Origin of the sequence: Pseudomonas sp. P97.38, assembly GCF_001269745.1 — a bacterium.
Lineage (GTDB): Bacteria > Pseudomonadota > Gammaproteobacteria > Pseudomonadales > Pseudomonadaceae > Aquipseudomonas > Aquipseudomonas chlororaphis_E.
Genome location: NZ_LHVJ01000028.1, coordinates 352098 through 363865, shown reverse-complemented (window position 1 = coordinate 363865; position 11768 = coordinate 352098). Strand labels below are relative to the sequence as shown.

Below are 11768 nucleotides of genomic sequence, written 5' to 3'. Positions count from 1 at the left end.
GGCTACAGTGGCGACGATGTTCGCGACTTGATGCTGGAAAGCGTGGAGAAGCGGTTTGGCGATCAGCTGCCCAGCACGCCTGTGCAGTGGCTGAGCGATAATGGCTCGGCCTATATCGCAGAGCAGACTCGGCTCTTTGCACAGCAAATCGGCTTGCAGCCTGTCACGACGCCGGTTCGCAGCCCGCAGAGTAATGGCATGGCCGAGAGCTTCGTGAAGACCATCAAACGCGACTACGTGGCCCACATGCCTCGTCCGAACCGCGAAACGGCGCTACGTAACCTGGCAATCGCTTTCGAACATTACAACGAGCAGCATCCACACAGCGCGCTGAAATACCGCTCTCCCAGAGAGTTCAGGCGCATGAAAACGGCATCAAGTTAACGGGGTGGCGGTGTCCGGTTTTGTTGGGGCCAGTCCATAGTCATCAACATTTTCGCTACCTGCAGCCGCCAGCCTTGGAACAAAGGAAAGCTGGTCGGGTAGAAAGCTCCACTCAGACTGAGAGATATCTGGGCCATCCGGGTAAGGCTTCAAATTGCAGAACGAACCCGTGATCTTGCGTTCTTCGATCTGGCCATCGACAGCAAGCTTCGGGCCTGCGACTTAACCAAGCTTCGTGTGCGCGACGTCGCCCATGGCGAGCACGTATCACCACGCGCCATGGTGATGCAGCAGAAAACGCTGCGGCCAGTGCAGTTCGAGATCACCGAACAAACACGATTTGCTATCGCGGCCTGGATACACCAAGCCCAACTCCGGAGCGAGGACTGCCTTTTTCCGAGCCAGCTGCATACCTCAGACCCTCTATCAACACGTCAATACGCACGGATCGTCAAAGGCTGGGTGGAAGCCGTTGGCCTTGATCCAGCCATGTATGGCACTCACACAATGAGGCGTACGAAGGCATCGCTGATCTATCGCAAGACGAAAAATCTGCGAGCGATTCAACTGCTGCTCGGCCACACGAAGCTGGAGAGCACCGTTCGATATCTGGGAATTGAAGTCGATGACGCCCTGGAGATGGCGGAACAGACCGAGGTTTGAATATGCATAGCGACGGTCGAGCCCTGACCGTCGCTAACCGGCCAAGAGTAGCCGGTGGCCGTGAGTAAAAAGCGAACGTTCAACGGCTGAATTAAGCAATGCCGCAAAGCGGCATCGGCTTGAACGAATTGTTAGGGCTCATGCGCGACAACAGCATATTGCTCAATGGCGTAGTGACGACCGAGATACTCGCCCCATACGAACCAGGCAAGGCTGGGATCTTTCGGTAGCTCAAATTCCTGTTGGTTCTCCCCAAGCGCTACTGAAACAAGTTCTTCTAGGTCGCGACGGCTATCCCCGAGAGCCGTTAAGCGGTCTTCGGATCTTGCCGAGGAAATCAAGCCACCTAGCCAATGGTGGAACAGGAAGCTGCCTTCCGGAAGATGCTTCGGCGAGTGAAAGCACACCTCGTCGCCACTTTCAGTGAAGCTGTACTTATGCGCTGCAGTGGTTACTAGCTCGTGAGGCGGAATGGATATGTGCTCGGAGAGTACCGGAATATTTGGCAGAGAGATTGTGCTTCCAGATGCATTAGTAATAGGGAGATATTGCCTATTGTATGGACGCGATGGCCAAGACTGAGCCCACCGAAGGATACCCGCCATGTGCGAATGCAAGAAATACGTTTGCCTGTCTAGAAACAGCGGACACACGTAGGCTGCGTCTCCGCGGTTCTGTGCCAGCAATTTCTTCCGCAGTCTATACAGGACGTTATGCTGGAAGTCCTTTTGGTGCTTAAGCTTGTCTTGCAGGGAAAAAAACAGCGTTCGGGGCGCAGTGGATAGCTTAGGCGACAACCTGTTGCGATCTTTGATGATCTGCGCGCGACTCGGGACAGTATGTGCGAAAGGACGCTTGAATTGCATATAAAAAGGAAGGAAGCGCTTCCCGCTGAGTAACTTTGCATCCGCGCCGAGCCACCGTTCACGCCCCCTCGATATCGGAACGATGGAGTAACGTAGAAACGGAAAGCTCAGCAGCGCTAACTGGCTACCGATAGCAATAGAGACAGCATCTTCGATGTAGTTCGGCTTTTCTTCCATGAGAGTCCTTTTAACTGGAGATGAGACCTAACGTATGACATAACCGGCGGGCTTCGCCAGCCGTAAGCCGGCCAGATGATTCTGAGATTTATTCTTCCTACCCTAGATGTCCCCTTCTGGCCAGTGGGTACCTGTCACGCAGAGCAACGGCCGACCACAAGATAACAGTCGTCTATCTACGTAGCTGTGGACGAAAGCCCGTCTATTTTTGTGCCGTTACTAAGAACGCATACCCATCCATATCACAGCTTCAGTCCAAGCGGTCACCATCGGTGCCAGTGCTCTGAACCAAGGATCGTTTACATCTATCTGCGCTGCCGAATGGTCATGATGGTGTTGTTCTTCTTCCACGATCGAAGCGATGGCCGCCACCGCGTGCGGATCGATATCGCCTAGAACCTGAAGTTGATGGGCCAGGTGTTTAAGCACCACACTTTCAACCGCGACGGTGGTGGCGAGAATAGCTTTACGGCCGCAGAGGCCAGTGATCAGTCCCAACGCCAAGCCGCCCATCCCGCACAGCCAGTAACTACGGCAGCGGGGATAGTGGCGACGTTGCAGTTCTGCTAAGAAGACAGCCCGGTGACGGCGCTCGTGGGAAAGAAACTCCTTGAGCTCACCCACCATATCCGGGGAAAAAAAGCCGGGCCATGATCAATTGCCCGCTGTAGATACAGATCGCGCCATGCTCACCTGCATGGTCAACTTTCATCATGCAATGGCCAAGGTCTGTTTCGTTTGCCAGGACATTTGGTGCATTCACAATTGACTTGCCTTGTTCGAGTGGCAGGGCTTGCCGGTCATTGGTTTTCGGGGATTACCCTGCGGCAACGCCAATGACTCGCCAAGTAGTCTTACCGTGAAGACTGCTACCTGAACCCCCACGTTTTGCCAAGTATTACCTTCTATTTCAGGTGCATCTCTGGCTTATTAGGGGCCTGAACGAAACTCACCGAGTGGCGATCAAGCAGGCCAATCGCAAGCAAGCCCACTTCCCTATGGGTTTTCGAGCACTCACAGATACTGCGTTCACCATGATCATCTGTGGGAGCGAGCTTGCTCGCGATGGCGGTATGCCTGCTTACATCGACACTGGATCAAACATCGTGCCAAACGCTGGCCTCGGTAACCCTGGCGTCAATGTACCGCTTCACCTCACCCAAGTCCGAGTAAAGCGCGCTGCGTTCGCCATTGCCAAACATGAAGTAATACTGCCCGCCACCGCCATAGGGATCGTGCGGCTTACGCATAATGTCCAGATTCTTATAGGTCTCGATAAGTGAATCCGCGGCAAAATCAACCATGATATAGCTCCCTTACAATGAGACCACCCAGGCCGGCAAACCCGGCAGGGATGGACTGTCTGAGGTGCCAGGTCGTACACCATCGTCCACCGGCACCGCCGTGAACGTCCCCTACCAACAGCTCGATACTTGGGCGAGCGTCACGTTTCATAGCTTCGTGATCTCCGTGCTTGCGCAATTACGATTTTCCGGTCCTAGGAAAGGGGGCGACGAAGTTATTAGGGGCCGAGTACAACAACGTGACTACTGTAAGAACTTACAGACCCGCAGCATTCCAGATAAGTGGTCGGATGAGCCTAAGTCCGCGACGCTCGCTCGGCGGGAAACGCTTATCAGAGCGTTTGTTGCTGCACTGGGTTTGGGGCCGCTACGCAGCCAAGCGGGAGCAAGCGCCTGGCACACGGGCTCCGTGTGGGCGAGGGTGTTGGAGGGATGGGTTGCTAGGCAACCCAGCGGGGATCAATCCCCTCGCCCAGCCAGGCTGCTTGCTGGAACAAAGGCCTCACTTTCAATACCACCGCGCCTCGCCCGGCGGGCGTTTCTTGAAGCGTTTCATGCTCCACATGTATTGGCTGGGGTAGGCGCGCACGTAGCGCTCCACCACTTGGCTCATGGCGGCGCAGGCGGTTTCGGTGTCGGTGCTGTACATGGCCTCGGGGGCGGCTTCGAGGATGACTTTGTAGCCGGAGCCGTCCGGCAGGCGCAGGGCGTGGAGGAAAACGCCGACCGCTTTGCCGCCGGCGAGCATGTTGGGCACGAACTTGCTGGTCAGGGCCTGGGTGGCGAAGAAGGGCACGAAGATCCCGGCGGATTCGGCCGGTTCCGGGTCGGCGGGGATGCCCACCTGGCCGCCCTTGCGCACTTCCTTGATGACGCTGAGGATGCCTTCCTTGGTGGACGCCGCGACTTTGTTGCCCAACTGCACCCGCTGTTTCTGCAGCAATTCATCCACCGCCTTGAGCTTGGGCGGGCGGTAGAAGATGATCGGTTTGCACTGGCTGCAATAGAAGTGGTTGAGCACTTCCCAATTGCCCAGGTGGCTGGTGATACCCACCACGCCTTTGCCGGACGCCAGGGCCTCCTTCAATACCTCAAGGCCTTCGACTTCGCGCACCAGTTCGATGGAACGCTGGGCCGGCCAGATCCAGGCGCAGGCGCTTTCGGTCAGGGATTTGCCGATGTCCTTGAGGCTCTGGCCCACCAGGCGTTCGCGCTCGGCCGGGTCCATCTCGGGAAAGCATTTGGCGAGGTTGATCCGCACCACGTCGCGGGAACGGTTGGGCAGCTTCCACATGAGCCAGCCAATCGCCGACCCCACCGCTTGCACCGCCCGCCAGGGCAGCAGCGCAAACAACCGCAGAGCGCCGACCAGCAAGGCGCCTTTCAACTTATCCACAGGTCACTCCTGAATTCATGGGCCGTGTCGCGAGCCGGGTATTCTAACCGCCGTTTGCCAACTCGGCGTAGCGGTCGCAATCCTGGGTGTGGTCCATGACCATGCCCGAGGCCTGCATGAAGGCGTAGCAAATGGTCGGCCCGACGAACGTGAAGCCGGCCTTTTTCAGGCCTTTGCTCATGGCCACGGCCTGGGGCGTAATGGCCGGCACTTCGCTGCGGTCCCTGAAATGGTTGATGATCGGTGTGTCGTCGACGAACGACCAAAGGAACGCCACCGGGTCTTCCAGCGCCAGCCAGGCCTGGGCATTGCGGCGCGCGGCCTTGAGCTTGAGGCGGTTGCGGATGATGCCGGGGTCCTGCATCAGGTCCTCGATCTCGGCGTCGCTCATCTGCGCCACCCGCTGTACGTCAAAGTTGTACAACACCTCGCGGTAGTGGGCGCGTTTGCGCAACACGGTGATCCAGGACAGCCCCGCCTGGAACCCTTCGAGCAAAAGCAACTCGAACAAACCCTGCGCATCGCGCAGCGGCGTCCCCCACTCCTGATCGTGATAGGCCATGTACAACGGATCTTCGGTACACCAAAAGCAGCGTGGCATAAGGCTCCAGGGGGCGTGCGCACGAACGAATCGGGTATACTCCCGCTCTTTAAATCGCAGCCCAAGAAACAGGTGAATTTCGTGAGCCAGCCTACGCCAGCCGTGCGTACCTTCCAAGACTTGATCCTCGCCCTCCAGCAATACTGGGCCGAGCAAGGTTGCGTGGTACTTCAGCCCTACGATATGGAAGTAGGCGCCGGCACTTTCCACACTGCCACGTTTCTACGTGCCATCGGCCCGGAAACCTGGAACGCCGCCTACGTGCAGCCCAGCCGCCGCCCGACTGACGGCCGCTACGGCGAGAACCCGAACCGTCTGCAGCACTATTACCAGTTCCAGGTGGTCCTGAAGCCGAATCCGGAAAACTTCCAGGAACTGTACCTGGGCTCCCTCAAGCACGTGGGCCTCGACCCGCTGGTGCATGACATCCGTTTCGTCGAGGACAACTGGGAATCGCCGACCCTGGGCGCCTGGGGCCTGGGCTGGGAAGTCTGGCTCAACGGCATGGAAGTGACCCAGTTCACCTACTTCCAACAGGCGGGCGGCATCGAGTGCTACCCGGTCACCGGCGAGATCACCTACGGCCTGGAACGCCTGGCCATGTACCTGCAAGGCGTGGATTCGGTCTACGACCTGGTCTGGGCCGACGGCCCGTTCGGCAGGGTGACCTACGGCGACGTGTTCCACCAGAACGAAGTGGAACAGTCGACCTACAACTTCGAACACGCCAACGTCGACAAGCTGTTCGAGCTGTTCGATTTCTACGAAAGCGAAGCCAAGCGCCTGATCGAGCTGGACCAGCCGCTGCCGTTGCCGAGCTATGAAATGGTGTTGAAGGCGTCCCATACCTTCAACCTGCTGGACGCACGCCGGGCGATTTCCGTGACCGCGCGCCAGCAATACATCCTGCGTGTACGCACCCTGGCCCGTTCCGTTGCGCAAGCCTACCTGCTGGCCCGTGCCAAGCTGGGCTTCCCGATGGCGACCCCGGACCTGCGTGATGAAGTGTTGGCTAAGCTGGAGGCTGCACAATGAGTGCTCAAGATTTCCTGGTTGAATTGGGCACCGAAGAACTGCCACCCAAAGCCCTGAACACCCTGGCCGATGCGTTCCTGGCCGGTATCGACAAAGGCCTGCAGGCCGCCGGCCTGAGCTACGAAGCCAAGCAGGTGTACGCCGCGCCACGCCGCCTGGCCGTGTTGATCACCGCCCTGGCGACCCAACAGCCGGACCGCAGCATCAACCTCGACGGCCCGCCACGCCAGGCCGCGTTCGATGCCGACGGTAACCCGACCCAGGCCGCCCTGGGCTTCGCCAAGAAGTGCGGCGTGGACCTGAGTGAAATCGACCAGAGCGGTCCGAAACTGCGCTACAGCCAGAGCATCAAGGGCAAGCCGACCGCCAGCCTGCTGCCGACCATCGTCGAAGACTCGCTGAACGACCTGCCGATTCCCAAGCGCATGCGCTGGGCCGCGCGCAAGGAAGAGTTCGTGCGTCCGACCCAATGGCTGGTGATGCTGCTGGGCGACCAGGTGATCGATTGCACGATCCTGGCCCAGAAGGCCGGACGCGACTCCCGCGGCCACCGTTTCCATCATCCGCAGAGCGTGCGCATCACCTCGCCGGCCAACTACCTGGCCGACCTGCGTGCCGCGTATGTGCTGGCCGACGCCAACGAGCGTCGCGAGCTGATCAGCAAGCGCACCGAAGAGCTGGCCACCCGCCAGGAAGGCACCGCCATCGTGCCGCCAAGCCTGCTGGACGAAGTGACCGCGCTGGTGGAGTGGCCGGTGCCGCTGGTGTGCTCGTTCGAGGAACGTTTCCTTGAAGTGCCGCAGGAAGCGCTGATCACCACCATGCAGGACAACCAGAAGTACTTCTGCCTGCTGGACGCCGAAGGCAAGTTGCTGCCGCGTTTCATCACCGTCGCCAACATCGAGAGCAAGGACCCGGCACAGATCATCGCCGGTAACGAGAAGGTCGTGCGCCCGCGCCTGACCGACGCCGAGTTCTTCTTCAAGCAAGACAAGAAACAACCCCTGGAAAGCTTCAACGAACGCCTCAAGAACGTGGTGTTCCAGGAAAAACTCGGCAGCGTCTACGACAAGGCCGAGCGCGTGTCGAAACTGGCGGCGTTCATTGCCCCGCGCATCGGCGGCGACGCCCAGCGCGCGGCCCGCGCCGGCATCCTGTCCAAGTGCGACCTGTCCACCGAGATGGTCGGTGAGTTCCCGGAGATGCAAGGCATCGCCGGTTACTACTACGCCCTCAACGATGGCGAACCGCAGGACGTGGCCCTGGCCCTGAACGAGCAATACATGCCCCGCGGTGCCGGCGCTGAACTGCCGACCACCCTGACCGGTGCGGCCGTAGCCATCGCCGACAAGCTCGACACTCTGGTGGGCATCTTTGGCATCGGCATGCTGCCCACCGGCAGCAAAGACCCATATGCCCTGCGCCGTGCGGCGCTGGGCGTGTTGCGGATCCTGATCGACAAACAATTGGACCTGGACCTGAACGATGCGGTGGCCTTCGCCGTCAACGCGTTCGGCAGCAAGGTCAAGGCCGCCGGCCTGGCCGACGCGGTGCTGGAGTTCATCTTCGACCGCCTGCGCGCACGTTATGAAGACGAAGGCGTCGACGTCGCGACCTACCTGTCGGTGCGTGCCCTGAAGCCGGGCTCGGCCCTGGACTTCGACCAGCGCGTACAAGCGGTGCAGGCGTTCCGCAAGCTGCCGGAAGCGGCGGCATTGGCGGCGGTGAACAAGCGTGTGTCGAACCTGCTGGGCAAGGCCGAAGGCAACATCGCGGCCACCGTCGAAGCCAAGTACTTCGACAACGCCAACGAGTTCTCGCTGTATTCGGCGATCCAGCAGGCCGACCAGGCGGTCCAGCCGATGGCGGCGGCGCGTCAGTACAGCGAAACCCTGGCACGCCTGGCGGCACTGCGCGAACCGGTGGATGCGTTTTTCGAAGCGGTGATGGTCAATGCCGAAGACGCCAATGTGCGGGCCAACCGCTACGCGCTGCTGGCGCGCCTGCGTGGGCTGTTCCTCGGCGTTGCCGACATTTCGCTGCTGGGGTAAACCTTGAAACTGCTGATTCTCGATCGGGACGGGGTGATCAATCACGACTCCGACGCTTACATCAAATCGGTGCAGGAGTGGTTGCCACTCCCCGGTTCGATCGAAGCCATCGCGCAGTTGAGCAGGGCCGGCTGGACGGTGGCGGTCGCTACCAACCAGTCGGGCATTGCCCGCGGTTACTACGACCTCGCCGTGCTCGAGGCCATGCATGAGCGCTTGCGCGCATTGGTGGCCGAGCAAGGCGGGGAAGTCGGGCTGATCGTCTATTGCCCCCATGGGCCGGATGAAGGTTGCGATTGCCGCAAACCCAAGCCGGGCATGTTGAAGGCCATTGCCGAGCATTATGCGATGCCGCTGGCGGGTGTGTGGTTCGTCGGCGACAGCCTCGGTGACCTGGAGGCAGCCAAGGCCGTCGATTGTCAGCCAGTTTTGGTAAAGACCGGGAAAGGCGAAAAGACTCTGGGCAAGACCCTACCGGTGGGCACCTTGATTTTTGACGACCTGGCGGCGGTTGCCGCTGAACTTATCCACAATTAGAGCTCCCACGACATCCTGACAAGGAATGTTCGGGAAGCGCTTGAACAGGCGGGCATTGCCCGCAACGGTAAACGCCGCTATGTCGATATTGCAGGCCATCAGAACCTTTCTCTTTTACCTGCTGCTGGGCACCAGTTCCTTGCTGTGGTGCACCTTGAGTTTCTTTATCGCGCCTTTCCTGCCGTTCAAGGCGCGCTACCGCTTCATCAACGTCTACTGGTGCCGTTGCGCACTGTGGCTGAGCAAAGTGTTCCTGGGCATTCGCTATGAGGTGAAGGGCGCCGAGCACGTGCCTGATCGGCCCTGCGTGATCCAGTCCAACCACCAGAGCACTTGGGAAACCTTTTTCCTGTCGGCTTACTTCGAACCGCTGAGCCAGGTGCTCAAGCGCGAACTGTTGTTCGTGCCATTCTTCGGCTGGGCCATGGCCATGCTGCGACCGATCGCCATCGACCGCGACAATCCCAAGGCCGCGCTCAAGCAAGTGGCGCAAAAGGGCGACGAACTGCTCAAGGACAATGTCTGGGTGTTGATCTTTCCGGAAGGCACCCGTGTTCCCTATGGAACGGTCGGCAAGTTTTCCCGCAGCGGTTCGGCCTTGGCGGTGAATGCCGACCTGCCTGTACTGCCGATTGCACACAATGCTGGCAAATTCTGGCCCAAGGCGGGCTGGGTCCGTACGCCCGGTGTCATCACCGTGGTCATCGGGGCGCCGATGTATGCCGAGGGCACCGGGCCTCGCGCCATTGCCAACCTGAACGACCGGGTCCAGGCCTGGAACGAACAGACGCAACGGGAAATGGGGTCGCTGCCGTCCACCCCCGCAGCGCCGGCCGCCACGGACCAGATTGCTGTCTGAGATCTGTGGATAACCTGTGTACCGTTTTTTTGAAACCCGTTGCCTTTGTGTTTTAAGTCTATGTTTTTAATGCATATTTCATAAACACATAAAAGCAGCTTCAACGTGCATAAGTTTTTTATAGCGGCGAAGGATCAGTGCTTTGCGCTGCGATCCTTCAGTCCTCCAGCAGTGGAAAACCCAAGCTGAACGTCGTGCCCTGGCCCACCACGCTGCGGCACTCGATTTGCCCGCCGTGGCGGTCCACCACTGCCTTGACCATCGACAGTCCCAGTCCGACGCCGTCCACACCGTGGGCCGACGAAAACCGTCGGTACTGGCTGAACAGCTCTGGCAACTCTTGGGCATCGATACCTTTGCCCTGGTCCGCCACCTCACACGTCAATCGCCCTTGGGCACAATGAACGCGCAGCGTAATGCGGGTGTCCGGGGCACTGTACTTGATGGCGTTCTCCAGCAGATTGAACAGCGCCCGCGTCAGCAACGCCTGGTCGGCCCGCACCATGGCCTCTTCATCGTCCATTTCGTGAACCAGCTGGATGCGCTTTGCCTGGGCCAGGGGTAAGGCCTGGTCAATTACGTCCAACACCAGCATGGCGAACAGCGTCGGTTGGAACTGGTACGCCTCGGACTCGGCCCTGGCCAATTGCACGAAGCCATCTGTCAGCTCCAGGGCGCGACGCACCTGACACTCGATCTGGTCGAACAGCGGTGTGTTCTCGCCCCATTGATGCCGTTGGACGTCGAGCAGCGCCAGGATCGCCGAATGGGGCGCCCGCAGGTCGTGGGAGAGAAAGCGCAGCATGACGCTGCGCTGCTCTTGGGCTTCGCGTTCCACGCTGAGGTCGATGAGGCTGAGCAGCCAGCCAATCGGCGTATGACCGTCGACCGGCAGCAACGCGGCCCGATCCAGGCGCAGGCTGCGCTCGCGGATGTCGCGAAACTCCACCAGCGGTAATGTGGATAACCGGTGGCGCGCACCCTGTTCAAGGCCCGGATAACCGAGCTCGGCGAGATGCTCCAGCACATCGCCACCGGCCAGACCGTGGCCGAACAGCTCGCGAGCCTTGCGGTTGCCCAGCAGCAGCTTGCCTTGGGGGTCGCTGATCATCGTTGCCACGGGCAGGTATTCGAGGCCATCGGCAATGAAGCGGCGGGTGTCGCGGGTTCGGCCCATGGCCTGTTCCAAGGCCATGATCTGGCCTTGCAAACGATCACTGCCGGCGTAGGGTGCGCGCCGCCGTTCCGGGAACACCTTGGGCTCGGAATCCAGGCGCGCCAGTTCCCAGCCGAAGTAGGCCAGCACCACGCTCAGCCGCCGCCAGTTCCAGATCAGGTAACCGAACAGAATGCCCAGCACACTGGCCATCGGCGACCACCACCAGCCGCGAATGGCCAATACCGCGCTGACCAACAGCGCCAGGCTCATGCCTCCCACCGTTGCCCACAGCGCCAGGCGCGGGCGCCATAGCAGCAAACCCAATACACACGCCACCAGGCCACCCGAGAGCAACGCAGCCAGGGGCCCGTTACGCGGCGACTGGCCGCTGAAGGACAACAGGGCGGTCAGGGGTAACAACAGCAGACTTATCCACAACCATTCGCGCATCAACTGGCGAAACAAGCGTTGGACTTGGGTGGGCTCGCGACTTTCACGGCGCCGGTGGCTCATGGGCCACCTGTTCGAGCAGTACGGCTGGGGATATCGCGCATGGTGACAGGTCAAATCGGCAGGGGGAGTAAGGATAGGGTTTGAATAGGGGGCTTGTCAGTAAACACTGTGGAAGCGAGCCTGGGTCATCAGGTGCAATGCCGCTACCTTTCCCTCCGTGCCGCGAGTGGTTATTGTCTTGCAGCCAGCGACAGGGGCCGGCCAATTCGACTGCCACGCCACC

12 protein-coding genes and 1 pseudogene are annotated in these 11768 nt (G+C 59.9%); 6 read left to right on the top strand and 7 right to left on the bottom strand.

The window, feature by feature from the left end:
• Together AD664_RS24520 and AD664_RS24515 are read left to right on the top strand one after the other, a co-directional pair.
• A partial coding sequence (locus tag AD664_RS24520; RefSeq protein ID WP_157061596.1) for an integrase core domain-containing protein occupies nt 1-384 on the top strand: 384 nt, incomplete at its 5' end.
• A 42-nt stretch (nt 385-426) separates the two neighbouring features.
• A pseudogene (locus AD664_RS24515) lies at nt 427-1047 on the top strand (tyrosine-type recombinase/integrase).
• A 131-nt stretch (nt 1048-1178) separates the two neighbouring features.
• Here the strand turns inward: AD664_RS24515 and AD664_RS24510 are convergent.
• From AD664_RS24510 to AD664_RS24490, 6 genes are all read right to left on the bottom strand, one after another.
• Nucleotides 1179-2090, bottom strand: a complete 912-nt coding sequence (locus AD664_RS24510) for a hypothetical protein (protein WP_042727827.1) — start codon at nt 2088-2090, stop codon at nt 1179-1181.
• A 219-nt stretch (nt 2091-2309) separates the two neighbouring features.
• A complete protein-coding gene (locus tag AD664_RS24505) occupies nt 2310-2717 on the bottom strand; it encodes a demethoxyubiquinone hydroxylase family protein (RefSeq protein WP_256207146.1) in 408 nt (135 codons plus the stop codon).
• Complete coding sequence (locus AD664_RS27975; protein ID WP_256207149.1) at nt 2707-2802, bottom strand: demethoxyubiquinone hydroxylase family protein; 96 nt, start codon at nt 2800-2802, stop codon at nt 2707-2709. The genes AD664_RS24505 and AD664_RS27975 overlap by 11 nt, the downstream gene beginning before the upstream one ends.
• Nucleotides 2803-3187: 385 nt before the next feature.
• The gene (locus AD664_RS24500) at nt 3188-3394 is read right to left on the bottom strand and encodes a hypothetical protein (RefSeq protein WP_042727825.1); all 207 of its coding nucleotides are present in this window, start codon (nt 3392-3394) and stop codon (nt 3188-3190) included.
• 508 nt (nt 3395-3902) lie between these two features.
• Nucleotides 3903-4790: a lysophospholipid acyltransferase gene (locus AD664_RS24495; protein ID WP_041023035.1), complete on the bottom strand. Its 888-nt coding sequence runs from the start codon at nt 4788-4790 to the stop codon at nt 3903-3905.
• 43 nt (nt 4791-4833) lie between these two features.
• Nucleotides 4834-5391: a DNA-3-methyladenine glycosylase I gene (locus AD664_RS24490; RefSeq protein ID WP_053150665.1), complete on the bottom strand. Its 558-nt coding sequence runs from the start codon at nt 5389-5391 to the stop codon at nt 4834-4836.
• Between the two features lie 81 nt (nt 5392-5472).
• On the opposite strand from AD664_RS24490, the gene glyQ reads away from it, so the two are divergent.
• From glyQ to AD664_RS24470, 4 genes are all read left to right on the top strand, one after another.
• Complete coding sequence (gene glyQ / locus AD664_RS24485; protein WP_053150706.1) at nt 5473-6426, top strand: glycine--tRNA ligase subunit alpha; 954 nt, start codon at nt 5473-5475, stop codon at nt 6424-6426.
• Complete coding sequence (gene glyS / locus AD664_RS24480; protein WP_053150663.1) at nt 6423-8477, top strand: glycine--tRNA ligase subunit beta; 2055 nt, start codon at nt 6423-6425, stop codon at nt 8475-8477. Before glyQ ends, glyS begins: the two co-directional genes overlap by 4 nt.
• A gap of 3 nt (nt 8478-8480) precedes the next feature.
• Entirely contained in the window at nt 8481-9014 is a 534-nt protein-coding gene (gmhB, locus tag AD664_RS24475; RefSeq protein ID WP_053150661.1) for a D-glycero-beta-D-manno-heptose 1,7-bisphosphate 7-phosphatase, read from the top strand.
• Between the two features lie 79 nt (nt 9015-9093).
• Nucleotides 9094-9873, top strand: coding sequence for a 1-acyl-sn-glycerol-3-phosphate acyltransferase (locus tag AD664_RS24470; protein ID WP_042727820.1), 780 nt, complete (start codon nt 9094-9096; stop codon nt 9871-9873).
• Nucleotides 9874-10030: 157 nt separating this feature from the next.
• Here the strand turns inward: AD664_RS24470 and AD664_RS24465 are convergent, their stop codons facing one another.
• A complete protein-coding gene (locus tag AD664_RS24465) occupies nt 10031-11545 on the bottom strand; it encodes a PAS domain-containing sensor histidine kinase (RefSeq protein WP_053150657.1) in 1515 nt (504 codons plus the stop codon).
• Between the last annotated feature and the right edge of the window lie 223 nt (nt 11546-11768).